We start from the raw sequence: 24858 nt of genomic DNA, 5'->3' as shown, positions 1-24858 counted from the left end.
TCCCTATTCGGCCGCGACGAGGCAGCCGGGATTCTCGTCCGCTCGGCCGAGACGCGCCACCCGAACCGGCGGCGCGGTGCCGTCGGCATGGGCCTCGAGGGCGCGTGCCAGCAGCGCCGCCGCGGCGTCCGCGTCCGGCACCGAGCGCAGCATGGGCTCGGTCCGGGCGAGATGCCAGGGCCGGACATGCGGCCAGATGTGAAGGTAGGCGATCCGGAGGCCCGGCCGCAACCGCAGCGGCAGGTCGCCGCTGCCATCCGTGAAGGCCCGCAGGGCCGCCGTCTCGATCTGCGCGAAGGGCAGGTTGTGGGTCACCGGCAGGGCGATGCCGGCCTGCAGCACGACGCGGCGGTTGGTCACCGTGTAGAGCGTCGTCCGGTGGGTGAGCCAGGCGAGCAGCCAGAGCAGCGCGACGGCGCCGGCGCCGATCACCAGGGTCGGCGCCACCACCTTGATCGCCGCCGCGGGCGAGCCCGCCGTGAGGCCGAAGGCCACGGCGCAGACCGAGAACCACGCGATCACCAAGCGGGCGTGGAACACCCGGACCAGCAGGCCCGCGGTCGTCGGCGCACCCTGCCAGAGGATGCGCTCGCCCGCCGGCAGCGGGCCGGGCAGACCCCGCAGGGTGCCCTCGGGGAGGAAGTCGCCGCTCATATCAGGGGCTCCGCCCGGGCCGGCGTCGCGTAGAGCGTGCCGGCGCCGAAATACGAGATGATCCGCTCCTCCTCCAGGAAGGTCACGCTGTCGGGGTCGCGGGTGCTGGGAATGTCGGCGAACTGGCTCGCGAGCAGAGCCTCGGTCGTCACCGTCTTGGTGAAGCCGCCGGCCCGGCAGAATGTGGTCGGCATCAGCCGGCGCCCGCCCGTCGGGAGCTCGACCTCGTAGTAGCGGATCAGCGACTCGCCGCGGTCGACCCAGACGTCGCTGATCACGCCCGCGACCGCGTTGTCGGTGCCGAACACCGTCATGCCGATCGGGTTCGGGCCGTCCTCGTGGATGACGAAGTTCTTCGCCACCCGCAGGGGCACGATGCGGATCTCGTCGTCCCAGGTCCGGTCGTGCACGTCGTGCCGCAGCACCCAGGAGCCCGGGCCGACGCCGGCCTGGAGCGACGTCTCCGTGCGCTCGTAGGGGGCGCCCGGCCAGGGTTCGACCTTGCGAGCCGGGATCCCGGTCTCGATGTCGTCCCGGCCATGAACCGCCTGCGGCGCGTAGGTCGTCTCGCCGCCCGGCAGATGGAACGCCTTGGACCGGGGGATCAGGATCGGGTCGTCCGCCTTGCGGCGGCCGACCGTCTCGTTCTCCAGCGGGTAGCCCTCGCGCCGGTCCTCCCGGCGCAGCCAGAAGACCAGCCCCGCGAAGAAGAGGAAGAACGCGTAGAGTACGACCTGGGCGACGTCGACGTAACCCGTAAGTGCGCCGGTTGGCATGGCTGTCCTCCCCAAGTCTCAGGCTGTGCGGCCGGCGAGGCCGTCGGTGATGCTGTCTCGAACTCGTATCCGGGCGTCCTCACGCACCAGCGGTCCGAGCGCGAGCAGCGCCGCGAACAGCAGGGCGATCTCGATGTGGTAGACGATGAGGTAGCCGATGGCGGGCTCGTTCATGCCCTCGCCGAGCACCCCCGACTGGGCGATGGCGCCGCCGACGTCGCGCACGAGGCCGCTCGCCGCGATCGAGAGGCCGGCCGCGGTCGCCTGCACGGCGCCCCAGGCACCGAGGGCGAGCCCGGTATCCTCGGGGCCGGCGCGGTTCATCGAGGCGGTGAGCGTGCCGTGGGCGAACAGGCCGCCGCCGAGGCCGATCAGGCTCACGCCCGCGGCGAACAGGTCGGCCGAGGCGAGCGGGGCGGCGAAGACCACCGCCGAGAAGGCCAGGATCCCGATCCCGACGCCCACCGCGGAGACGCGGAACGGGTCGCCCCCGCGCCCGAGCCAGCGCGCCGCGACCAGCAGGCCGAGCCCGCCTCCGGCAGCCAGCAGCGCGGTCAGCGCCGTGGTGGCCGCCACCGAGAGGTGCAGGATCTGACCGCCGTAGGGTTCGAGCAGGATGTCCTGCATCGAGAAGCCCGCCGTGCCGAGGCCGATCGCCACGAGGCGTCGCCTGGCGGTGCCCTGCCCTGCATAGGCCTGCCAGGAGGACCGGAAGTCGCGCTGCGGTGCCGTCCGCGTCCGGTTCGGATCGCGGGGCTCCTGCTTCCAGAGGGCGAACCCGTTGAGGATGATCGTGACCAGCGCCGCGCCCTGGATCACCTGGATCAGCCGGACGGGTGAGAAATGGGCGAGGAACAGGCCGAACAGCACCGCGCTCGCCATCATGCCGAACAGGAGCGCCGCGCAGAGCAGCGCCACCACCTTCGGGCGCGCGTGCGCCGGGGCGAGGTCGGTGGCGAGCGCCAGCCCGACGGTCTGGGTCGTGTGCAGGCCCGCGCCGACCAGCAGGAAGGCGAGCGCCGCCGCGAGGTTGCCGACCCAGAGCGGCCCGGTCGTGTCGCCCGACAGGATCAGCAGGGCGAACGGCATGATCGCGAGGCCGCCGAACTGGAGCAGCGTGCCGAACCAGATGTAGGGGACGCGCCGCCAGCCCAGCACCGAGCGGTGGGTGTCCGAGCGGAAGCCGACCAGCGCCCGCAGGGGCGCGAAGACCAGCGGCAGCGCCAGCATCATCGCGACGATCCAGGCCGGAACGCCGAGCTCGACGATCATCACCCGGTTGAGGGTGCCGATCAGCAGCACCGCGGCCATGCCGACGGTGACCTGGAACAGGGCGAGGCGGAGCAGCCGCCCCAGCGGCAGCTCGGCAGTGGCGGCGTCCGCGAAGGGAAGCAGCGCCGGGCCGAGGCGCATCAGGGCCTCGGTGAGCTTGCGGGCGGGGGTCATGGTCGCGCCCCGGGTGTCATTGGCCGACCATCCGCGCGGCGAGGCAGGGTGCGCGTCAGCGCCACCGCGTTCGACAGGTAGAATCCGCTGTTGATCCGGTGCGACCGCGCCCAGGCGAAGCCGTCGAGGGCCCTCTCCGAGGCGATCCGCCGCCGCAGCCCGCCCTCGGTCACCGGCACGATGGCGGGCGAGCGATCGCCGCGCGGGAAGAACTTCCCGGCCGCGTGCATCACCGTCAGGAGCGCCGTGCGCGGCGCTACGGTGAACAGCACCGAGCCGTCCGTGCGCGCGCCCAGCACCGCCAGCGCCCGGGCGATGTCGGCGGCGCGGTAGTGGATCAGCGAATCCATCGCCACGACGTGGTCGAACCGGCCGAGCGCCGGATCGAGCATGTCGCCCACCCGGAAGTCGATGCGCCCCGCGCCCGCGATCGCCGGCAGCCGCTCCTGCGCCAGCCCGATCAGCGTCGGCGAGACGTCGATCGCCACCACCTCGGCGCCCCGCCGCGCAGCCTCGACGCTGAGCGCGCCGGTGCCGCAGCCGGCATCGAGCAGGCGTGAGCCCGTCATGTCGGCCGGGAGCCAGGAGAGCAGCGTCGCCCGCATGGCGTCGCGCCCGGCCCGCACGGTGGCGCGGATCCGGCTCACCGGGGCGTCCGAGGTCAGGCGGGACCACGCCTCGACCGCGGTGCGGTCGAAGTAGGTGGTCAGCTCGCCCCGGCGGGCGTCGTAGCTGGCGCTGGCCATCGGTCGAACTCCAGACTCAATCGAAACCGAGGAACTCGAACAGGTCGCGGTCCTTCATGGGGATCGCCTCGCAGGGCTCGCCCCCGGCCCAGAGCGTCTCGGCGAGCCGCATGTACTCGGCGGTCACGGCGTCGAGCTCGGGCGAGGAATCCATCTCGAACAGGGTCGACTTCTTGAGCCGCGAGCGCCGGACCACGTCGAGGTCGGGGAAGTGGGCGAGGCGCTTCAGGCCGACCGCGTCGTTGAACCGGTCGATCTCGTCGGTCTTGGCCGAGCGGTTGGCGATGACGCCGCCGAGCCGCACGCCGTAGTTCTTGGACTTGGCGTGGATCGCCGCGACGATCCGGTTCATCGCGAAGATCGAGTCGAAGTCGTTGGCGGTGACGATCAGTGCCCGGTCGGCGTGCTGGAGCGGCGAGGCGAAGCCGCCGCAGACCACGTCGCCGAGCACGTCGAACACGACGACGTCGGTGTCCTCCAGGAGGTGGTGCTCCTTGAGGAGCTTCACGGTCTGGCCGACCACGTAGCCGCCGCAGCCGGTGCCGGCGGGCGGGCCGCCGGCCTCGACGCACATCACGCCGTTGTAGCCCTCGACCACGAAATCCTCGACGCGCAGCTCCTCCGAGTGGAAGTTCACCGCCTCCAGGGCGTCGATCACCGTGGGGGCGAGGCGCTTGGTCAGCGTGAAGGTCGAGTCGTGCTTCGGGTCGCAGCCGATCTGCAGCACCCGCTTGCCGAGCTTCGAGAACGCCACCGACAGGTTCGACGAGGTGGTCGACTTGCCGATCCCGCCCTTGCCGTAGACCGCGAAGACCTTGGCGGTCTCGATCTTCAGGTCGGGGTCGAGGGCGACCTGAAGGCTCCCCTCCTCCTTCCGGGCGACGACGGGATTGCGGATCGCGATGTTCATGCGGCCACTCCTGCGGTGACGCCTTCCAGGCGGTCCTCCAGCTCCTCCTCGGCCCGGTCGAGGGCGTCGCGCATCTCTGCGTCGGGGGTCCAGAAGCCGCGGCGGTGCGCCTCGATCAGCCTTTGGGCGACCTTGGCGGAGGCGGTGGGGTTCAAGGCGGCCATGCGCTCGCGCATGTCCTTGTCGAGGACGTAGGTCTCGGTGATCCGCTCGTAGATCCAGGGCTGGACCGCGTTGGCGGTGGCCGACCAGCCGACCGTGTTGGTGAGATGCGTCTCGATCTGGCGGACGCCCTCGTAGCCGTGGCCGAGCAGGCCCTCGTACCATTTCGGGTTGAGCATCCGGGTGCGCGTCTCCAGCGCCACCTGCTCCTCCAGGGAGCGGACGCGCCCCTCCCCGCGGGTCTGGTCGCTGATGTAGATCGGCACCGACTCGCCCTTGGCCCGGGCCACCGCCCGGCCCATGCCGCCGAGCCCGTCGAAGTAGTGATCGACGGAGGTGACGCCGACCTCGACCGAGTCGAGATTCTGGTAGGCCATGTCGACGGAGGCCAGCACCGCCTGCATCAGGGCGCGCTGCGGCGCCGGGCGGCCGGTGCGGCCATACGCAAAACTCTTGCGGCGCGAGAAGGTCTCGCAGAGTTCCGCGTCGTCGTCCCAGTTCCCCGAATCGACGAGGTGGTTGACGTTGGCCCCGTAGGCGCCCTCGGCGTTGGAGAAGACCCGGAGCGCCGCCGTCTCCAGGTCGCAGCCCTGCTCGGCCTGGATGGCGAGGGCGTGCTTGCGGACGTAGTTCTGCTCCAGGGGCTCGTCGGCGGTGGCGGCGAGATAGGAGGCTTCCGCCAGGAGCTTCGTCTGCAGGGGCAGGAGATCGCGGAAGATGCCGGAGAGGGTGACCACCGCGTCGATGCGCGGGCGGCCGAGGGTCTCCAGCGGGATCAACTCGGCGCCGCTCAGGCGGCCGTAGCCGTCGAAGCAGGGTGCCGCGCCGATCAGCGCGAGCGCCTGGGCGATCGGGCCGCCCTCGCTCTTGAGGTTGTCGGTGCCCCACAGGACCAGCGCGACGCTCTCCGGGCAGGGCTTTCCGTCGGCGGCGAAGCGCTCGAGGATCCGGGCGACCTGCCGGGCGCCGTCCGCCACCGCGAAGGCCGAGGGCAGGCGGTAGGGGTCGAAGCCGTGGAGGTTGCGGCCGGTCGGCAGCACGGCCGGGTTGCGCAGGATGTCGCCGCCCGCCACCGGCGGCACGAAGCGGCCGTCGAGCGCCCGCAGCAGCGCCGGAACTTCATGGTCGCGGGACAGCAGCCGGTCGGTCTCGGCGAGGTTCTTGAGTGTCTCGCGGTTGGTCTCGTCGGCGGAGAGGCCGGAGGCCTTGAGCGCCGCCTCGATGCCCCGGCCGGCGACGAGCGCTTCGATGCCGGCCCGCTCCGGCTTCACGCCATGCGCCGACTCGGCGAGCGCCAGGAGCAGATCGACCCGCTCCTCTTCCGGCGTCCCTTGCCCGACCACGTGCAACCCGTGCGGGATCAGGGTCTGCTCCAGCTCCTGCAGCGCGGTCCAGAGGCCGGAGACCCGCGCCTCCAGATCGCCGCTCCAGGCCGGATCGGCCGCCACGAGGTCGACCGCCGCGCCCTGATCCTGGATCAGGCGGGCCAGGGTCTCGCGCTCGCCCGCCGCCTCGGGGCCGAGGCCGCGCCAGCGCTCGATCGAGCTCTTCAGGTCGATCAGCCCACGGTAGAGCCCGGCAGCCGCGAGGCTCGGGGTGAGGTAGCTCACCAGCGTCGCGGCCGACCGGCGCTTGGCGAGCGTCCCTTCCGAGGGGTTGTTGGCCGCGTAGAGGTAGACGTTGGGCAGCGCCCCGATCAGCCGCTCCGGCCAGCAGGCCTCGGACAGGCCGGTCTGCTTGCCGGGCATGAATTCGAGCGCCCCGTGGGTGCCGAAATGCAGCACGGCGTCGGCGGAAAAATCCTCGCGCAGGTAGCGGTAGAAGGCCGAGAACGCGTGGGTCGGCGCGAAGCCGCGCTCGAACAGCAGCCGCATCGGATCGCCCTCGTAGCCGAAGGCCGGCTGGACCCCGACGAAGACGTTGCCGAACTGCGCGCCGAGGACAAAGATCTCGGCGCCGTTGGTCTGGTGGCGGCCGGGCGCCGGGCCCCACTGGGCCTCGATCTCGGCGAGGTAGGGCTCGCGGCGCAGATGATCCTCGGCCGGGATGCGGGCGTGGACGTTGGCCTGGGTGCCGTAGCGTTTGGTATTGCCCTCCAAGATCGCCGCGCGCAGGGCATCGACGTCTTCCGGGATCTCGACCGTGTAGCCGTCCGCCGCTAAGCCCTTCAGGGTGTTGAGCAGCGAGGCGTAGACCGACAGGAACGCGGCCGTGCCGGTGGCGCCGGCATTGGGCGGGAAGTTGAACAGCACCACGGCGAGCTTCCGCTCGGCCCTCGCGGTCCGGCGGAGGGAGACCAGACGTGCGACCCGCTCGGCGAGGCGGGCCGCCCGCTCGGGATGGACCCGCATGTCCCGGGCGTTGTCGCTGCCGGAAGCGGAGGACCGTCCGCCGAACACCATCGGGGCGGTGGCGCCGTCGAGTTCGGGGATAGCGACCATCATGGTCGCCTCGACCGGCGACAGGCCGCGGTCGCCCGCCTCCCACTGCTCCAGGGTCTGGAATTCCAGCGCCTGGGCGGCGAGGTAGGGCACGTCGAGCCGGGCCAGCATCAGTTCGGCCGCGGCGGCGTCGTTGTAGGCGGGGCCGCCGACCAGGGAGAAGCCGGTGAGCGAGACCAGCGCGTCGATGCAGGCGCGACCGTCCTTCATAAAGAAGGAATTCACCGCTGGGCGGTTGTCGAGGCCGCTGGCGAAGGCCGGCACGACGTCGAGGCCCTGCGCCTCCAGGGCGGCGATCACCCCGTCGTAATGGGCGGTGTTGCCGGCGAGCACGTAGCTGCGCATCACCAAGAGGCCGACGCGGCCCTTCGCGCCCGCGAGGCGGGGCAGCTGTGACGGGTCGGCGCCGATCCGGCCGGGCAGGCGCGGGTGGTAGAGGCCGGTCTCGGGGTAGTCGAGGGGTGCGGGCGCCGCCGGGCCGTCACGCCAGGCGGCCCGCTCGCCAGCCGCGTAGCGGTGCACGAGGAAGCGCACCAGCGCGGCGACGTTCTCGTCCGAGCCCGCGAGCCAGTATTGCAGGGTGAGGAAATAGGCGCGCACGTCCTGGGCCGAGCCCGGGATGAAGCGCAGGATCTTCGGCAGCTTGCGCACCAGGGCCATCTGCCGTCCGGCATTGCCCTGCTGGCCCGGCTTGCCGCGCAGCTTCTTGAGGAAGTCGAGGGCGCTGCGCTTGGTGCCGCTCATGTCGAAGCGGCCGAGCTTCGTGGTCTTCACCACCTCGCCGGCCGAGAGGCAGCCGACCATCGCGTCGCAGGCGTCGCGCCGCGCCGCCAGCGCCGGCAGGATCGCCCGCACGTGCTCGTCCATGAACAGCATGGCCGAGAGCACGATGTCGGCCTGCGCGATGTCGGCCCGGCAGGCCTCCAGGGTCGCGGGGTCGTTGTCCCATTCGGCCGCCGCGTGGAAGCCCAGAACCAGCTCGGGCATCTCGGTCCGGAGGCGCAGGCGCGCCCGTTCCACCGCGCTCGCCAAGTGATTGTCGAGCGTGACGATGACGATGCGGATCGGCGGCCTATCGGCCGAAATGCGCTTTGGCATCGTAGAGGGTCTCGACGGTGATGAGCGGCAGATGCCGCTCCCGGGCGAAGGTCTCGGTGTTGGTGCGCGCCTTGCCCCGCACGAAGAACGGGATCTTCTTGAGTTCCTTCTCGGCCTCGGGCGACCACGCTGCGGCCCGGTCCAGAAGAATCGGAACGGGCGCCGGCGTCGGAGGGGTGTCGGCCGGCGCCCGTTCCGCGGCCTCGAACGCCCCGTCCGCCGGAGTCCCGTAGGACTTGCCGCCGAGATGCGAGGGGCCGACGCCGTCGTGGAATTCGGGATCCTCCCGGAACATGCCGAGGAGGTGCTCTTCGAGGCCCATCATCAGCGGATGGACCAGGGTGTCGAACAGGACGTTGGCGCCCTCGAACCCCATCTGCGGGGCGTAGCGGGCCGGGAAGTCCTGGACGTGCACCGGCGCGGAGATCACCGCGCAGGGGATGCCGAGCCGCTTCGCGACGTGGCGCTCCATCTGGGTGCCGAGCACCAGTTCTGGCGCGGCCGCGCGGATCGCCGCCTCGACGTCGAGGTAATCGTCGGTGATCAGCGCCTCGATACCGTGCTCGGCGGCCTCGGCGCGGACCTCGCGGGCGAATTCGCGGCCGTAGGTGCCCAGTCCCACGACGGTGAAGCCGAGTTCCTTGGCGGCGACCCGGGCGATGCCGATGGCGTGGGTCGCGTCGCCGAACACGAAGACGCGCTTGGCCGTGAGATACGTCGAATCGACCGAGCGGGAGTACCAGGGCAGCCGCGAGCCGGGGCCGTCGAGCACCGGTGCCGGGTCGATCCCGGCGAGGCTCGCAACCTCCTCGACGAACCGGCGGGTGCCGCCGACGCCGATCGGGACGGTCTGCGTGAACGGCTGCCCGAAACTCTTCTTCAGGTAGTCCGCGGCCGACCGGGCGGTCTCGGGGTAGAGCACGACGTTGAAATCGGCCTCCCGGAGCCGGCCGAGATCGGCGGGCGTGGCCCCCAGCGGGGCCACGACATTCACGGCGATGCCGAGCGAATCGAGCAGCCGGCGGATCTCGATCAGGTCGTCCCGGTGGCGGAAGCCCAGCGCCGTCGGTCCCAGGATGTTGCAGAGCGGACGCTGCCCGGGTTCGCGCGCCGGATGCGGGGCGGGCGGACCGGCGAGCGCCCGGACGAGGCGGTAGAAGGTCTCCGACGCGCCCCAGTTCTCCTTCTTCTGGTAGGCGGGCAATTCCAGTGGGATCACCGGGATCGGCAGGTCGAGGGCCTTGGCGAGGCCGCCCGGATCGTCCTGGATCAGCTCGGCGGTGCAGGAGGCGCCGACGATCATCGCCTGGGGCTGAAACCGCGCGTGGGCGGCCGAGACCGCCTGCTTGAACAGCTCGGCGGTGTCGCGGCCGAGATCCTGGGCGCGGAAGGTCGTGTAGGTGACGGGCGGGCGGGCGTCCCGCCGCTCGATCATCGTGAACAGCAGGTCGGCGTAGGTGTCGCCCTGCGGCGCGTGCAGCACGTAGTGCAGCCCGGACATCGCCGTGGCGACGCGCATCGCGCCGATGTGAGGCGGACCCTCGTAGGTCCAGAGCGTGAGCTGCATGGCTCTACACCTCCAGCAGGGCGCGGCGGCGGAGCGGGCGCACGAACAGCTCCGCGAGGTCGCCGGCCTGCTCGTAGCCCTGCACGGGCGTGAACAGCAGCTCGATCGACCACTTGGTCGACAGCCCCTCCGCCTCCAGGGGATTGGCGAGACCGAGGCCGCAGACCGTGAGATCCGGCCGTTCCGCCCGGCAGCGGTCCATCTGGTCGTCGAGGCTCTGGCCCTCCGTCACCCGCGTGCCTTTGGGCAGCAGCTCGATTTCGGCGGCGAGATGCCCCCGGTGCAGGTACGGCGTCCCGACCTCCACGAGGTCCGCGCCGAGCTCCCGGGCGAGGAAGCGGGCGAGCGGAACCTCCAGCTGCGAATCGGGGAAGAAGAACACGCGCTTGCCGCCGAGCCTCTCGCGGTGGGGGGCGAGCGCGGTCTCGGCGCGGGCGCGGCCCGCTTCCGTGGCCTGTTCGAAGGCGGCCTCGGAGACGCCAAACGCCTCGGCGGCTGCCCGAAGCCAGCCGGTGGTACCTTCGGCGCCCAGAGGGAACGGCGCGGGCAGCCGGCAGGCGCCACGCTCGTCGAGGGCCCGGGCCGTGTCGGTCAGGAAGGGCTGGGCCAGCAGATAGCGGGTGTTGCGCCCAACAGCCGGCATCGCGTTCGCCCGGCGGGCGGGCAGGAACCGGACATCCGCGATCCCCATCGCGGCGAAGAGCCGGAGAAACTGATCCTCCACCACGTCGGCCAGCGCCCCGACCACGAGGAGCGAAGGGACCGCCGTCTCGGCCTCGCGGGGCAGGTCGGGCACGAGGGCGGCGAGGCAGGCATCCTCCCCTTGCGTGAAGGTCGTCTCGATGCCGGAACCCGAGTAGTTCAGCACCCGTACGGGGGCGAGCCGTCCCGACAGGCGCTGGGCCGCCCGGGACAGGTCGAGCTTGATCACTTCCGACGGGCATGAGCCCACGAGGAACAGGAGCTTGATGTCCGGCCGGCGCTCGATCAGCCGGGTCACCACCCGGTCGAGCTCCTCGTTGGCGTCGGCGAGGCCGGCGAGGTCGCGCTCGTCGATGATCGCCGTGGCGAAGCGCGGCTCGGCGAAGATCATCACGCCGGCGGCGGACTGGATCAGGTGCGCGCAGGTGCGCGAGCCGACCACCAGGAAGAAGGCATCCTGGATCTTCCGGTGCAGCCAGACGATGCCGGTCAGCCCGCAGAACACGGCCCGCTGACCCTGCTCCTGGCGGAGCTCGATGCCGCCGCAGGGTGGCTGATGAAGCAAGGGAGCGTTCACGGCAGCGCCTCCGCGAGGCGCGGCGCGCGACTTCCGGCACTCTCCATGCGCGCGGCCCGGAGCTTCAGGAGGAACTGGGCCGCGTTGATCACGTAGGTCGCGTAGGCCGCCAGCGCGAGGAGCAGCAGCGCCTGACCCCTGAGCGCGCCCGTGGCGAGGGCCGCGAGGTAGGCGGTGTGGAGAGCCAGCACCAGCATGCTGACCACGTCCTCCCAGAAGAAGGCAGGCGCGAAGAGCCACCGCCCGAACACGACCTTCTCCCAGATCGAGCCGGTGACCATGATCGCGTAGAGGGCCAGGGTCTTCACGACGACCGAGATCTCGGCCGCGCGCAGGCCGTCGTCGGTGGCCAGGGCGCGCAGCACCAGGACGAGGCTCACCAGGAAGATCGCGAACTGGAGGGGCGCCAGCACTCCCTGGACCACGGTCCAGAGCGACGAATCGCGCCGGCGCCGTTCGGCGGGCGTGTAGAGCGGTCGTGCCGGCCGGTCCTCGGGACCCATGCATCCGCTCCCTGGTCGTCGGCGGCGCCTCAGGCTCCGTCGTTGACAGAGGCTAGGGCGGGGGTCCGGGAAGTGTCAAGTGCGCTTGACGCTTTCACGGCATGACAGTGGCAGGGATATTTTTTCTTCGAATAAGATCATTGCCAAGATCGTCAGGAAGCGTATCGTCGGCCGTGGCGGCAGAGATTGCTGCCGTTCGGCTTGTCAGACTCAGGAACTGACGGACACGAAGAATAGACGGGCGAGCAACGCCACACCGAGCGCGCGAGCGGATCCGCCGGCCCGTCCGGGACGGGGCCGTCTCAGGGAGGATGCCGATGGGAAACTGGAGGCATTTCGGTGGCCGTCTGGATCACGGTCCGTCCGCGGCCGGCTGCAGCCCCGTGAGCGACGGGCTCCCCGTGTTCCGCGACGCGGCCCTCGGCTGGCCCGACCTGCACCGGCCCGTGCCCGACGCGCTCGCCAAGGTCGTCGAGGCGGAGATCCTGCCCCGCCTGATGCTGGCCCACCGGCCCGCCGGCCGCGCCGTCCCGGCGGACCGGGCGCCGAGCGCGCGGGAGATCGCCGACTTCAGCGCCCTGCTCCTGGCCTCCGGCCCGGTCGACCTCGACGCCCGCGTGGACGCCCTGCGCGACGGCGGCCTGCCGCTCCCGCGCCTGCTCCTCGACCTGCTCGCCCCGGCCGCCCGGCACCTCGGCGCCCTCTGGGAGGAGGATGCCTGCGACTTCCTGGCGGTGACCGAGGCCCTCGGGCGGCTCCACACCGTGAGCCGCCGCCTCTGCGCCGAGCTGGAGAGCGAATCGGTCCCGGCCAACGGGCGTAGCGTCCTGCTGCTGCCCTGCCCGGGCGAGACCCACGTGTTCGGCCTGTCGCTGGTCGCGAGCTTCTTCCGGGAGGCCGGCTGGGACGTGACCACCGCGGTGCCCGGGCCGGGGGTCGACCCCCTGGACCTGCTCCGGTCCGACTGGTTCGACGTGGTCGGCCTGTCGCTCTCCTGCGACGTCCTGCTGCCGGTCCTGACGGCGACGGTGGCGGAGGTGCGCCGGGTCTCGCGCAACCGGGACGTCCGGGTGCTGGTCGGCGGCCCCTTCTTCGCGCGCCACGGCGGCGAGGCGGGGATCGTCGGGGCGGATGCCTGCGCGTCGGACGCGTGCCTCGCGCCCGCCGCGGCCGAAGCTTTGCTGGACAGACAGGCCTTGGCCTGCTGAAAGGGCCTCCAACCGACTATCACATTGCGGTGACCGTGACCCCTCAGCCCCGCCCCTCCCCGCAGTCGCCGCCCGCGGCCCTGCAGCAGGTGGCCGGCCTCCTCCAGGGCGAGGCGGTCGGGCGCATCGTCGCGGCGTCCGCGGACCTCTCCCTGGTGATCGACGCGGACGGCGTGATTCGGGACGCCACGGTCGGCGCCGACCTCGCGGCCGAGACCGTGGCGGGCTGGCTGGGCCGGCGCTGGATCGACACCGTCACGGTGGAGAGCCGCCCGAAGGTCGACGCCCTGCTGCGGGACGCCGGGGCCGACGGCATCACCCGCTGGCGCCAGGTGAACCACCCCTCGCCCGACGGCGCCGACCTGCCGATCCGCTACGCGTCGATCCGGCCCTCGGAGGGCGGCCCGATCCTCGTGCTCGGGCGCGACATGCGGGCGGTGGCCGCCCTGCAGCGCCGGCTGGTGGAGACCCAGCAGGCCCTGGAGCGGGACTACGACCGGCTCCGCGCCGCCGAGACCCGCTACCGGCTCCTGTTCCAGATCTCCGGCGAGCCGGTGCTGGTGGTCGATGCCGGCACGCGCCGGGTGGCCGAGGCCAACCCGGCCGCGGCGCGCCTCCTCGGGCGCCCGGCCAAGCGCATCGCCGGGCAGGACGCCGTCGAGCTGTTCGACCCCGCCAGCACCCGGGCCCTGGAGGCGCAGTTCGCCGCCCTGCGGGCGACCGGGCAGGCGGGCGAGATCCGGGCGGCGCTGCAGCACGGGCGCGGGGAGGTCACGGTCTCGGCCTCGCTGTTCCGGGGCGAGGGCGGCGCGAGCGCGCTGCTGCAGCTGGTCGCCGACCCGGCGACGGCGGCGCCCGGGCCCGACCAGGAGGCGCCCACCGCCGCGGTGATCGAGGCGATGCCGGAGGGCTTCGTGGTCACCGATTCGGCGCGGCGGATCCTCATGGCCAACGCCGCCTTCCTGGAGCTGGCGCAGCTCGCCACGGTGGGCCAGGCCCGCGGGCGCACCCTCGACCACTGGCTCGGCCGCGACGAGACCGAGGCGCAGGCGCTGTTCGCGACCCTCGTCGACCACGGCGCCGTGCGCCGCTTCGCCACCGTCGTCCGCGGCGCCTACGGCGGCATGGAGGACGTGGAGGTCGCCGCCGTGTCGGTGGCCGGCGCCCGCCCCTGCCTGGGCTTCGCCATCCGGTCGGGCCCGCGGCGGATCGCCGAAGGGCGCCCCGGGGTCGGGCGGGAGGTGCCCCGCTCGGTGGAGCAGATGACCGAGCTGGTCGGCCGGGTCTCGATGAAGACCCTGGTGCGCGAGACGACCGACCTGATCGAGAAGCTCTGCATCGAGGCGGCGCTGCGGATCACCCGGGACAACCGGGCCTCGGCGGCCGAGATGCTCGGCCTGAGCCGGCAGGGCCTCTACGCCAAGATGCGGCGCTACGGCGTCGGCGACCTGGACGGCCCGGTCGAGGACATCTGAGGATCCGGGCGCGGCCTCCGGGCGCGGCGGGACCCGTCCCATCCAATCCCATCCCATCCCATCCTTTCCCATCCCCCGAAGGTGCGCGCGGCGGGGCCCGCTGGACCCCCTCGGATCCCGGCACCGAAGGCCTCGAAGATCCTGGAATCGTCCTCGCGGACGGGGGGCGCCGGGAGCGCCCGGGGCGCCGCCGGAGCGCCGGAAAGCGCCCGCGCGGGCGGTCCCGCCGGCACGGTTTTTCGGTGTTCCGGATAATGTATTTCTGGTCCGCCGCTGTATTTATTCGACAAACGTCGCGCACATGCTGGCGCGCGGTGTAAATCTGGCTTGACACCCCGCCGGGCGCCGGTAGCCTCCCGTCATGACCGCTACGCCCGCCCCGAGCGCAGTCATCGAGCTGCTGAAGCCGCTCACGTGGTTCGCGCCGATGTGGGCCTTCGCCTGCGGGGTGATCTCCTCGGGCCAGCCGGCCAGCGGCCAGTGGCCGGTGATCGCCGCCGGCATCCTGCTGGCCGGCCCGCTGGTCTGCGCCACCAGCCAGGCCGCCAACGACTGGTTCGACCGCCACGTCGACGCGATCAACGAGCCGAACCGGCCGATCCCCTCCGGGCGGATCCCGGGCCGCTGGGGGCTCTACCTCGCGCTCGCCTGGACGGCGCTGTCGCTGGCGGTGGCCGCCGCGCTCGGGCCCTGGATCCTCGGGGCTGCGCTGTTCGGGCTGGTCCTGGCCTGGATCTACTCGGCGCCGCCGGTGCGGCTGAAGCGGAACGGCTGGTGGGGCAACGCCGCGGTGGCGCTCTGCTACGAGGGGCTGCCCTGGTTCACCGGCGCCGCCGTCATGGCCGCCGCCCTGCCCGACCGGCGGGTGCTCCTGGTGGCGCTGCTCTACGCGGCCGGGGCCCACGGCATCATGACCCTCAACGACTTCAAGTCCGTGGAGGGCGACCGCCGGATGGGGCTGCTGTCGCTGCCGGTGCAGATGGGCTCCGAGCGCGCCGCGCGCTTCGCCTGCCTGGTCATGGCCCTGCCGCAGGTGGCGGTGATCGCGCTCCTCGTCGGCTGGGAGCGCTACTGGCACGCCGGCCTCGTCGCCGCGCTGCTCGCCGGGCAGTTCGCCCTGATGGCCCGGTTCCTGGAGAATCCCCGGGAGCGGGCGATCTGGTACAACGGCACCGGCACCACCCTCTACGTCCTCGGCATGCTGGTCTCGGCCTTCGCGCTGCGCCCGCTGGTGGGAGGGGCGTGATGGCACCGGACCCCGGCACGGGCCTCGGCTGGCCCCAGATCGTCCGCCTCGGCCTCGTCCAGACCGCGCTGGGCAGCGTCGTCGTGCTGATGACCGCCACCCTCAACCGGGTCATGGTGGTGGAATTGGCGCTGCCCGCCCTCGTGCCGGGCCTGCTGGTCGCCCTGCACTACGCCGTGCAGGTCCTGCGCCCGCGCTGGGGCTACGGCTCCGACCGCAGCGGCCGGCGCACCCCCTGGATCGTCGGCGGCATGGCGGCCCTCTGCCTCGGCGGGTTCGGCGCCGCCTGCGGCACCGCGCTGGCGGCCGAGAGCCTCGCCCTGGGGCTGGCGCTCGCCGCCCTCTCGTTCCTGTGCGTCGGCATGGGCGTCGGCGCGGCCGGGACCTCCCTCCTCGTCCTGCTCTCGGGCGGCGTCGCGCCGGCCCGGCGGGGCGCGGCCGCCACCGTCGTCTGGGTGATGATGATCGTCGGCTTCGCCGTCACGGCGCCGCTCGCCGGGCACTTCCTCGACCCGTTCTCCGGCCCGCGCCTCGTGGCGGTGTCGGGCACGGTCTCGCTCGTCGCCTTCTGCGTGGCGGCGCTCGCGGTCGCCGGCGTCGAGCGCCGCCTGCCGGTCCGGGCGCCCGAGCCCGCGGAGGCGCGCCGCCCGTTCTTCACCGTGCTGGCCCACGTGCTGGCCGACCCCGTGAGCCGGACCTTCACGATCTTCGTCTTCGTGTCGATGCTGGCCTACAGCGCCCAGGAGCTGATCCTGGAGCCCTATGCCGGCCTCGTCTTCGCGATGAGCCCCGGCGCCACCACCAAGCTCGCCGGCCTCCAGCACGGCGGCGTGCTCGCCGGCATGCTGCTGGTGGCGGCGGTGACGCTCCTCGCCCGCGGCACCGTCCTCGCCTCCCTGCGGCTCTGGATCGGGATCGGCTGCGCCGGCTCGGCCGCCGCCCTCTTCGCCCTGGCGAGCGGCGCGGCGGCGGGATCGGACTTCCCCCTGCGCGCGACGGTCTTCGCCCTCGGGGTGGCCAACGGCGCCTACGCGGTCGCCGCCATCGGCTCGATGATGGCGCTCGCCGGCCGCGGCGACGCGCGGGAGCGCGGAACCCGCATGGGCGTCTGGGGCGCCGCGCAGGGCGTCGCCTTCGGGGCCGGCGGCTTCCTCGGGGCCGTGGCGGTCGACGCCGTCCGGCTGGTCACCGCCGAACCCGTCCAGGCCTACGCGGCGGTCTTCGCCGCGGAAGGGCTGCTGTTCCTCGTCGCGGTCGTCCTGGCGGCGCGGCTCGAACCCGCTCCGGCACCCGACACGGTGCCGCTCGATCCTGCCTTCAGCGCGAGGTGAGGCCATGGCCCGGTTGGATGATGGCGGCCCCGGCCGCGACAGCTACGACGTCGTCGTGGTCGGCGGCGGGCCGGCGGGCGCCACGGCGGCGACCGACCTCGCCCGGGCCGGCCACGCGGTGCTGCTCCTCGACAAGCCCGGCCGGATCAAGCCCTGCGGCGGCGCGATCCCGCCCCGGCTGATCCGGGACTTCGCGATCCCGGACGCGCTCCTGGTGGCGAAGATCCGGTCCGCCCGGATGGTGGCGCCGAGCGGCAAGGCCGTCGACATGCCGGTGGGCGAGGGCTTCGTCGGCATGGTCGACCGCGAGCACTTCGACCCGTGGCTGCGCGAGCGGGCCGCGGCGGCCGGCGCCGACCTGCGCGCGGCGGCCTACGACCGGATCACCCGGCCCGACGACGGGCTGCCGCTGGTCCACTTCACCACCGGCGCGGGGGCCGGCCTCGCCCGCCACGCCGTCCGGGCCCGCCTCGTCCTCGGCGCCGACGGCGCCTGCTCGCCGGTCGGCCGCGCGGAGGTGCCGGGCCACGCCAGGATGCGGCAGGTCTTCGCCTATCACGAGATCCTGCGGGTCCCGGAGGCCGGCGCCCCCGGGGCCGGGTCGGTCGACGCCACCCGCTGCGACGTCTACTACCAGGGCCGCCACTCGCCGGACTTCTACAGCTGGATCTTCCCCCACGGGGACACGCTGAGCATCGGCACCGGCAGCGCGCGGAAGGGGTTCTCGCTGCGCTCCTCGATCCGGGCCCTGCGCGCCGCCACCGGCCTCGACCACGCCGAGACCGTCCGCCGCGAGGGGGCGCCGCTGCCGCTGAAGCCCCTGAAGCGCTGGGACAACGGCCGGGACGTGCTGCTCGCGGGCGACGCCGCGGGCGTCGTCGCGCCGGCCTCCGGCGAGGGGATCTACTACGCGATGCTCGGCGGCCGGCTGTCGGCCGAGGCCGCCGCCGCCTTCCTGCGGACCGGGGACGCGCGCGCCCTCGCGGGCGCGCGGAAGCAGTTCATGAAGCTGCACGGGCGCGTGTTCTGGATCCTCGGGATGATGCAGTGGGTCTGGTACCGCAGCGACGGCCTGCGCGAGCGCTTCGTCTCGATCTGCCGGGACAAGGACGTCCAGCAGCTCACCTGGGACAGCTACATGAACAAGGAGCTGGTCCGCGCGAAGCCGGCCGCCCACGCGCGGATCTTCTTCAAGGACCTCGCGCACCTGTTCCGCTGGGTCTCGCCGTGAGCCTCGCCGCCGCCGATCTGGGGCCGCCCGTTGTGGCGGCGGTCGCGGCCGTGCTGGTGGCGGTGGCCGGCGGCGTCGCGACCACGACGGACACGTGGTACCTGCGCCTGCGGGTCCCGGCCTGGAAGCCGCCGGACTGGGCCTTCGGCCCGGTCTGGGCGGTGATCTTCGCGCTCACCACCACGGCCGGCGTGCTGGCCTGGAACGGCGACGCCGACCCCGTCGCCCGGGGCGTCCTGCTGGCCGCCTACGCGGTGAACGGGGTGCTCAACATCGCCTGGAGCGTGCTGTTCTTCCGGTTCCGCCGGCCCGACTGGGCGCTGGCCGAGGTCGCGGTCCTGTGGCTGTCCATCGCCGTGCTGGTGCTGGTGACCGGCCGGGTCTCGGGCGCGGCGGGGCTCATGAACCTGCCCTACCTCGCCTGGGTCAGCGTCGCCGCCTGCCTGAACCTGCGGATCGTCCGCCTCAACGGGCCGTTCGCGGAGCCCGCCTGATGGGGGCGCTCCTCGACCCGGTCCTCGACCCGGTCCTCGGCCCCGCCTTCGCGTCGGGCCGGATCGTCGACGGGATCCTGCTGCTCGTCGCCCTGGAGGCGCTCGCCCTCGCGTGGCTCGCCCGCCGGGGCGGCCCGCCGCTGCCGTCCCTGCTGGCCAACCTCGCCTCCGGCGCCGCGCTGATGCTGGCCCTGCGGGCGGCGCTCGTGGGGGCCGGCTGGGTCGCGGTCGCCGGGTGGATGCTCGCCGGGCTCGTCGCCCATCTCGCCGACCTCGGCCTGCGGGTCCGGGCGGCCACGGCACAACGCCGCAGCGCGGCGCCGGCCGGAACAACGCCCGCGACGGCCGCGTTCACGCGCGTCACAAGTTTCAAACAGCTCTAAAATCGGGATGGGAGACGCGGCATGCAGCGCACGAGAGCCCTCTCCTCCGGCCGCGCGGCCCCGACGCGGCTGGCCCCGATGCGGGCCGCCCCCTTCCTCGCGGGCCTGCTCCTGGCCGCGACGGCGCTGGCGCAGGACGGCTCGGCCGACCAGATCGAGCGCGGCAAGTACCTTGTGACGATGGGCGACTGCGCGGCCTGCCACACGGCGCCGGGCGGCAAGTACCTCGCCGGCAACTACGCGCTGAACATGCCCTTCGGCGTGATCATGACCCCCAACCTCACCCCCGACAAGGAGACGGGCCTCGGCAACTGGAGCTATGCCGACTTCGACCAGGCGTTCCGGCACGGCTACAGCAAGAACGTCGGCTACCTGTACCCGGCCTTCCCGTTCGCGTGGTTCACCAAGGTCACCGACGAGGACACCAAGGCGATCTGGGCCTATCTCCAGTCGGTCCCGGCCGTGAACGAGAAGCGGAAGGAGAGCCAGATCCCGTTCCCGTTCAGCGTCCGCACGGCGCTGGTGACGTGGCGGACGGCCTTCTTCACCGAGGAGCGCTTCAAGCCCGACCCGAAGGCCAGCGCCGAGGTGAACCGCGGCGGCTACCTCGTGGAGGGGCTCGGCCACTGCGCCATGTGCCACAACGAGAACAAGCTCGTCGGCAACTCGAGCTTCGCGGGCCGGTTCGGCGGCGGCGTGATCGACGGCTGGTACGCCCCCAACATCACCCCGGACGGCCACCAGGGCATCGGCGCCTGGACCGACGAGCAGGTGGTGACCTACCTCAAGACCGGCACCGCCCCGGGCGACCGGCCGGGCGTCGCCGCCGGGCCGATGCGCCAGACCATCATGGAATCCCTCTCCAAGGTGAAGGAGGAGGACCTGAAGGCCATGGTGGCGTACCTGCGCACCGTGCCGGCCAAGCAGACCTACAAGCCGAAGGACCTCACGGCCTTCGACACGCCCGACGCGCCCGGCGCCTCCACCTACCTGACCTACTGCTCCTCCTGCCACCAGCCCGACGGCAAGGGCATCGAGGGCGCGGTCCCGGCGCTCGCCGGCAACACCTCGGTCCAGTCCGAGGGCCCCGAGACGGTGCTGCGGGTGATCTACGGCGGGCTCGGCGCCCAGAGCGGGCTCGCCCCGATGGTGGCGATCGGCCAGCAGATGACCGACGTCGAGGTGAGGAACGTCACCGACTACATCCGCAATTCCTGGGGCAACAAGGCGCCGGTCGTGACCGGCGAGAAGGCCTCGGAGGCGCGCGCCGCCACCAAGACCATGCTGGCCGGCACGGCGCCCTGCGCGGAGATCGAGCAGGACAAGCTCAAGGCCGCCTTCGACAAGATCGGGCTGCAGGCGAGCCTGAAGGGCCTGAAGCAGCAGGACTTCGTCCCGACCCTCGCCCGGCTGGTGCAGCAGGTGAAGGCGGAGCCGACCGGGGTCACCGACGACGACATCGTCAACGGCCTGACCACGGCCTTCTGCAAGGTCGGCCGCGACGACCCGCAATACGGCAACCCGAGCTGGCCCGCGGTGATCGGCACCTTCGCGAACGTCGCCTACAGCCAGGTGAAGCACCCGGAGAAGCAGGCCGCCAACGTCCCCTCCGCCACCACGCCGCCGGCGAAGAACTGAGGCGCCGCCCCCGCGGCCCGGCCTGCCGGGGTCTTCGGGGCCGGTTCAGGGTCAGATCGGGCGGAACGGATAAAACCGTGTTTCGTTGGAGCCGGGACGTGCCGACCTCACGCCCGGAGTCCCCGTGTCCAGCCTCGTCCGCATCCTGCTCGCGATCTTCTTCCCGCCGATCGCCGTGCTCGTCACCACGGGCTTCGGCCTTCAGTTCCTGCTGAACATCCTGCTGTGGATCCTGGGCTGGCTGCCCGGCACGGTCCACGCCCTGTGGCTGATGAACCGCGACCGGCCGCTGGTCTGAGCCGTCAGGGCTTCCGGCCCTCGGGCTCGCCCTTCCGGAGGGCGGGCTTCTCCGCCTTCGCGTCGGCCTTCGACTCACCCTTGCCCTCGACCTTCGCGGTCTTCACCGCGTGGGCCCTGGCGGCCTTCGGCGCGACCGTCTCGGCGGCGTGGGCGACCTTCGCCGGCTCCGGCGCCGCCGCGGGCACGACCGCGGCGGCGACCGCCGGGGCCGCGGGCGCCGCCGGGGCCGGCTTGTCCTTGGCGAAGAGCTGGCCGAACAGCTTCTGGTAGCTGCTCGCATCGCCGTCCGCGTCCGCCACCGCGATGCGGGCGGGCTTGTCGGGCAGGGCCGCCGTGGTCTCGACCTGCGCGCCGGGATCGGCGCGGTTCGCCATCAGTGTCGTGGGCGTGGCGGGCGCCGCCGGCTCGCGCCCGTGCCCCTTGCCGCCGGCCTTCGCGGCGCGGGTCGCGGCCGCCGGCTCGGCGCCGGCCAGCATCGTGGGCTGGCCCTTCGGCGCGAGCTCGATCTCCTGCGGGCCGGCCGCCAGGGTCTCGGGCCGGCTCACGTCGCCGAGATTGTGACGGCCGTACTCCTTGGCGTCGTAGGGCAGGACCGTCTCGGTGCCGCCGAGGCTCGCGAAGGCGCTGGCGTTCTGCGGGCGGAAGACCGGGTTCTGGCCGCCGTCCTGGTACACGACCCGCACCGCCGGCGTGCCCTTGGCGACGAGGTCGGCGACCGCGTGCGTGTCGCGCGCGCTCTTCTCGGCGACCAGCGGGTCGACCCGCGGCTTGCACGAGCCGGCGGCCGCGTCGGCCCCGCCGAACACGTACTTGGTCCCGCACTGGCCGATCTTCGGCTCCTCGTGCAGGGCCTCGAAATAGTCGGACCCCTCCTTGAGGTTCTGCCAGAAGGCGATGTTCGGGTCGTTGCGGAACTTGGCCATGTTCTCGGCCGTCATCCGGAACGGGTAGGACTGGAACTGGAAGCTGCGCTGGCCGCCGATGAACGCGTCGCGGGCGACGGCGTAGATCTCCGCGATGGTGGCGTCGGTCATGGCGAAGCAGCCCGCCGACGAGCAGGTGCCGTGCACCATCAGGTACTTGCCGGTGCGCCCGTTGGCCCGGTCGACGGCGTTCGGGAAGCCCGTGTCGAACGAGAGGTAGTACGACGAGTTCGGGTTCATCAGGCCCGGGGTGATCGTGTAGAAGCCCTCGGGCGCCTGCCGGTCGCCCTCGCGGGTCTTCGGCCCGAGCTGGCCGGACCAGCGGCAGATCGGGTAGGTCTTCAGGAGGGCGTAGCGGCCGTCGCTCCCCCGCTTCCAGATCTCCATCTCCGCCTCCTTCTTGAAGGTGCGGATCAGGATCGGGTCGGAGGGCTGCATCCCCTTGGACTGCATCAACGCGACGGTCTGGGGGGCGATCGGCGCGAGGCTGCGCGCGCTCGGGCCGTTGATCCCGGAACCGTCCTGGCAGGCGGCGAGCGACAGGGCCAGCAGGGACGCCGCCGCCAGCAGTCGCGCGGTCGCGAGACGCGCCGTCATGGGGAACCTCGATCGTCTTACGCGCGCCCGCGGGCCTTGCTGGCCGCGTCGGGTGCCACTCCCCAACCCAATAGGCTCGTTAAGCTTGCGCCTTCCTTACCGCAAGGACCCGGCTGCAACACTGGATTGTTCTCGGGTGTGGAGAGCCGGCGAATGCGCCCTATCCACAGGCCGCCGCGGCGGGGTCGCGGGACGGCGCCGTTCGAGCCGCAGGGCCGCGCGGCGATCCATGCTGTGCTCGTGCGCGGTCCCGCCCGCGGTCCGGCCTGCCGGCCCGGTGCGCGGACCCGTGGACTCCCTGGCGGAGCGGACGCGTGCGACCGCGCCGGGCGCCCAACTTTGAGCTGCTTGCCTCGGCGGGATGAAGGCGCCACGTTCGCGGAGGCTGCCATCCGGATTCGGCCGATCGACCCGGACGGCTCGAACACGCGAACGTCGCCCATGACGGCCCTCTCGCTCGACACGCACGCCCTCGTCCGTCGCCTGCGGGCGACCGGACTGTCCGAGGATCAGGCCGAGGCGATCACCGCGGCGATCCGCGAGAGTCGGGATTCCGATCTGACGAACCTCGTCACCAAGACCGATCTGGCCGAAGCGAAGTTCGACATCATGAAATGGGTGATCGGCTCGATCGGCTTCCAGACGATCGTCATCGTCGGCGCGATCGTTGCCCTGTCGCGCGCCGCGCATTGACGGCCGCCCCGGGAGCCGACCGGCCGCCGCCCCGCAACGTCGCCCCCGGGCGCCCGCTCAGGCGAACAGAGCCGGCCGCCGCGCCGCCTCGGCGCGGATGATCGCCACCAGCGCCGCGTCGTCGGCCGGGTCGGCGAGCCGCAGGCCGACCGGCTCCGAGGGCGTCTGCACGGTGAGCCAGCGCAGGGTGGGCCGGAGGTCGAGCGCCTCGACCACCGCCATGCGCGGGTGCCCGGTCTCGAGCTGCACGAAGGTCAGGTGGTTGCGGCTGGCGCGCTGCCCGAGCAGGTCGTCGATCGCCTCGACCACGTCGCGGGGCGTGTGCAGATGGGTCATCATCCAGAGGCGGTTGTCGGTGCCCGGCGTGTCGAGGGCCCGGCGCAGCCGGCGCACGCCCTCGGTGAGGAAGGCGTAGTCCGCCTCGCTCGTCGCCGGGTCGTGGTGGTTGAACACGCACTCGAGGCCGTGCCGCTCCCGGTAGAGGCGGTGGCGCCCCCGCCAGATGCCGGGGCCGCGCCGCTCGGCCTCCGGGATGCTCTCCAGCTGGCCCCGGTCGACGAGCGCCGCGAAGTCGTCGGCGAGGCAGTCCCGGGCCATGCCGGGCATGGAGAAGATCCAGTCGAGGGGCCCCGACCACTGGCGCAGGTCGAGCGTCTTGAGGACGTGCGCCATCTGGCAATTGCAGCCCAGGGAAACGTGGTTGTGCCGGCCCGGCTCCCGCGCGTCGCGCCGGCCGAGCAGCCGGCCGAGCGCGCCGAACAGGCCCCCCGTCGCCCCGGGCTCGCTCACAGGGTCCGGCCGATCGCCAGGAACTTCTCGGCGCGCCGGTCGCGGACCTCGACGGGCGAGAGGCCGTCGAACTGCGCGAGGGCGTCGGCGATGGCGTCGCCCGCGGCCCGGATCGCCGCCTCGCGGTCGCGGTGCGCCCCGCCGGTGGCCTCCGGGATGATCGCGTCGATGACGCCGAGCCGCAGCAGGTCCTGGGCGGTGATCTTCATGGCGGTCGCGGCGTCCGACGCGCGGCCCTGGTCGCGCCACAGGATCGAGGCGGCGCCCTCCGGCGAGATCACCCCGTAGATCGCGTGCTCCAGCATCAGCACCCGGTTGGCGGTGGCGAGCGCGATCGCGCCGCCCGAGCCGCCCTCCCCGATCACTACGGCGACGTTGGGCACGCCGAGCGCGAGGCAGGCCTCGGTCGAGCGGGCGATGGCCTCGGCCTGGCCGCGCTCCTCCGCCTCGATGCCCGGATAGGCGCCGGCGGTGTCCACGAAGGCGAGGACCGGCAGACCGAACCGGTCGGCGGTCTCCATGAGCCGGACCGCCTTGCGGTAGCCCTCGGGCCGGGCCATCCCGAAATTGTGGCGCAGCCGCGCCTCGGTCGTGGCGCCCTTCTCCTGGCCGAGCACCAGGACCGGCCGGCCGCGGAACCGGCCGAACCCGCCCAGGATCGCCTCGTCCTCGCCGAAGCTGCGGTCGCCGGCCAGCGGGGTGAACTCGGTGATGAGCCCGTCGCGGTAGTCCACGAAGTGCGGCCGCTGCGGGTGGCGGGCCACCTGGGTCTTCTGCCAGGGGGTCAGATTCGCGTAGATCTCGGCGAGCGCCTGGCCGGCCTTGGCCTCGAGCCGGCCGACCTCCTCGGCGATGGAGACCGCGCCGTCGCGCGCGCTCACGGCGCGCAGCTCCTCGAGCTTGGCCTCCAGCTCGGCCACCGGCTTCTCGAAGTCGAGGTAGGTGCGCGTCACCGCCATCGTATCACA

The 24858-nt window shown here is 72.7% G+C and carries 22 protein-coding genes; 10 read left to right on the top strand and 12 right to left on the bottom strand.

What is annotated here, in order from left to right; all coding sequences use genetic code 11:
* Positions 1-3: 3 nt before the first annotated feature.
* Genes puhB through bchF form a run of 9 tightly spaced genes read right to left on the bottom strand, consistent with a single transcriptional unit; the run spans position 4 to position 11582 of the window.
* Positions 4-654 (bottom strand): photosynthetic complex putative assembly protein PuhB, encoded by a 651-nt coding sequence (gene puhB, locus ACQKQD_RS08420; RefSeq protein WP_100252033.1) that lies wholly within the window; start codon positions 652-654, stop codon positions 4-6.
* Positions 651-1430 carry a photosynthetic reaction center subunit H gene (puhA, locus tag ACQKQD_RS08415; protein ID WP_020095255.1) on the bottom strand — a complete coding sequence of 260 codons (780 nt, stop codon included), beginning with the start codon at positions 1428-1430 and terminating at the stop codon, positions 651-653. The genes puhB and puhA overlap by 4 nt, the downstream gene beginning before the upstream one ends.
* An 18-nt stretch (positions 1431-1448) precedes the next feature.
* Positions 1449-2876: a BCD family MFS transporter gene (locus ACQKQD_RS08410; RefSeq protein ID WP_020095254.1), complete on the bottom strand. Its 1428-nt coding sequence runs from the start codon at positions 2874-2876 to the stop codon at positions 1449-1451.
* Positions 2873-3622 carry a magnesium protoporphyrin IX methyltransferase gene (bchM, locus tag ACQKQD_RS08405; RefSeq protein WP_427508068.1) on the bottom strand — a complete coding sequence of 250 codons (750 nt, stop codon included), beginning with the start codon at positions 3620-3622 and terminating at the stop codon, positions 2873-2875. Before bchM ends, ACQKQD_RS08410 begins: the two co-directional genes overlap by 4 nt.
* 16 nt (positions 3623-3638) lie before the next feature.
* Positions 3639-4532, bottom strand: coding sequence for a ferredoxin:protochlorophyllide reductase (ATP-dependent) iron-sulfur ATP-binding protein (gene bchL / locus ACQKQD_RS08400; protein WP_020095252.1), 894 nt, complete (start codon positions 4530-4532; stop codon positions 3639-3641).
* Entirely contained in the window at positions 4529-8233 is a 3705-nt protein-coding gene (locus tag ACQKQD_RS08395; RefSeq protein WP_427508067.1) for a magnesium chelatase subunit H, read from the bottom strand. Before ACQKQD_RS08395 ends, bchL begins: the two co-directional genes overlap by 4 nt.
* Positions 8208-9800, bottom strand: a complete 1593-nt coding sequence (gene bchB, locus ACQKQD_RS08390; RefSeq protein WP_100252030.1) for a ferredoxin:protochlorophyllide reductase (ATP-dependent) subunit B — start codon at positions 9798-9800, stop codon at positions 8208-8210. Before bchB ends, ACQKQD_RS08395 begins: the two co-directional genes overlap by 26 nt.
* Positions 9801-9804: 4 nt before the next feature.
* Positions 9805-11079 (bottom strand): ferredoxin:protochlorophyllide reductase (ATP-dependent) subunit N, encoded by a 1275-nt coding sequence (locus ACQKQD_RS08385; protein ID WP_427508066.1) that lies wholly within the window; start codon positions 11077-11079, stop codon positions 9805-9807.
* Positions 11076-11582 (bottom strand): 2-vinyl bacteriochlorophyllide hydratase, encoded by a 507-nt coding sequence (gene bchF / locus ACQKQD_RS08380; protein ID WP_020095248.1) that lies wholly within the window; start codon positions 11580-11582, stop codon positions 11076-11078. Before bchF ends, ACQKQD_RS08385 begins: the two co-directional genes overlap by 4 nt.
* A 317-nt stretch (positions 11583-11899) precedes the next feature.
* On the opposite strand from bchF, the gene ACQKQD_RS08375 reads away from it, so the two are divergent.
* The 9 genes from ACQKQD_RS08375 (at position 11900) to ACQKQD_RS08335 (ending at position 20886) form a co-directional block, all read left to right on the top strand.
* Entirely contained in the window at positions 11900-12790 is an 891-nt protein-coding gene (locus ACQKQD_RS08375) for a cobalamin B12-binding domain-containing protein (RefSeq protein ID WP_427508065.1), read from the top strand.
* Positions 12791-12819: 29 nt separating this feature from the next.
* Positions 12820-14265, top strand: coding sequence for a transcriptional regulator PpsR (gene ppsR / locus ACQKQD_RS08370; protein ID WP_020095246.1), 1446 nt, complete (start codon positions 12820-12822; stop codon positions 14263-14265).
* Positions 14266-14626: 361 nt separating this feature from the next.
* A complete protein-coding gene (gene chlG / locus ACQKQD_RS08365; RefSeq protein WP_091682495.1) occupies positions 14627-15511 on the top strand; it encodes a chlorophyll synthase ChlG in 885 nt (294 codons plus the stop codon).
* The gene (locus ACQKQD_RS08360; RefSeq protein WP_091682497.1) at positions 15511-16842 is read left to right on the top strand and encodes a BCD family MFS transporter; all 1332 of its coding nucleotides are present in this window, start codon (positions 15511-15513) and stop codon (positions 16840-16842) included. The genes chlG and ACQKQD_RS08360 overlap by 1 nt, the downstream gene beginning before the upstream one ends.
* A gap of 4 nt (positions 16843-16846) precedes the next feature.
* Entirely contained in the window at positions 16847-18073 is a 1227-nt protein-coding gene (locus ACQKQD_RS08355; RefSeq protein ID WP_427508064.1) for a geranylgeranyl diphosphate reductase, read from the top strand.
* The gene (locus ACQKQD_RS08350) at positions 18070-18567 is read left to right on the top strand and encodes a TspO/MBR family protein (protein WP_427508063.1); all 498 of its coding nucleotides are present in this window, start codon (positions 18070-18072) and stop codon (positions 18565-18567) included. The genes ACQKQD_RS08355 and ACQKQD_RS08350 overlap by 4 nt, the downstream gene beginning before the upstream one ends.
* Complete coding sequence (locus ACQKQD_RS08345; protein ID WP_091980233.1) at positions 18567-18950, top strand: hypothetical protein; 384 nt, start codon at positions 18567-18569, stop codon at positions 18948-18950. The genes ACQKQD_RS08350 and ACQKQD_RS08345 overlap by 1 nt, the downstream gene beginning before the upstream one ends.
* Positions 18951-18971: 21 nt before the next feature.
* Entirely contained in the window at positions 18972-20588 is a 1617-nt protein-coding gene (locus ACQKQD_RS08340) for a cytochrome c (protein ID WP_427508062.1), read from the top strand.
* A gap of 124 nt (positions 20589-20712) precedes the next feature.
* Positions 20713-20886, top strand: a complete 174-nt coding sequence (locus ACQKQD_RS08335; protein ID WP_012318839.1) for a YqaE/Pmp3 family membrane protein — start codon at positions 20713-20715, stop codon at positions 20884-20886.
* Positions 20887-20890: 4 nt separating this feature from the next.
* On the opposite strand, the gene ACQKQD_RS08330 is transcribed toward ACQKQD_RS08335, so the two are convergent.
* Positions 20891-22408 (bottom strand): L,D-transpeptidase family protein, encoded by a 1518-nt coding sequence (locus ACQKQD_RS08330; protein ID WP_427508061.1) that lies wholly within the window; start codon positions 22406-22408, stop codon positions 20891-20893.
* 441 nt (positions 22409-22849) lie between these two features.
* Here ACQKQD_RS08330 and ACQKQD_RS08325 point away from each other — a divergent pair, with 441 nt between their 5' ends.
* On the top strand, positions 22850-23101 hold the full coding sequence (locus ACQKQD_RS08325; protein WP_020095238.1) for a DUF1640 domain-containing protein: 252 nt from the start codon (positions 22850-22852) through the stop codon (positions 23099-23101).
* 57 nt (positions 23102-23158) lie between these two features.
* Here the strand turns inward: ACQKQD_RS08325 and ACQKQD_RS08320 are convergent, their stop codons facing one another.
* Positions 23159-23890 (bottom strand): papain-like cysteine peptidase, encoded by a 732-nt coding sequence (locus tag ACQKQD_RS08320; RefSeq protein WP_427508060.1) that lies wholly within the window; start codon positions 23888-23890, stop codon positions 23159-23161.
* A complete protein-coding gene (locus tag ACQKQD_RS08315) occupies positions 23887-24849 on the bottom strand; it encodes an acetyl-CoA carboxylase carboxyltransferase subunit alpha (RefSeq protein WP_020095236.1) in 963 nt (320 codons plus the stop codon). The genes ACQKQD_RS08320 and ACQKQD_RS08315 overlap by 4 nt, the downstream gene beginning before the upstream one ends.
* Positions 24850-24858: the final 9 nt, after the last annotated feature.

The sequence above is a fragment of the Methylobacterium sp. NPDC080182 genome (genome assembly GCF_050281105.1).
Classification (GTDB): domain Bacteria; phylum Pseudomonadota; class Alphaproteobacteria; order Rhizobiales; family Beijerinckiaceae; genus Methylobacterium.
Note: the sequence above shows the minus strand (reverse complement) of the source record. Positions and strands in the feature narration are given on the sequence as shown.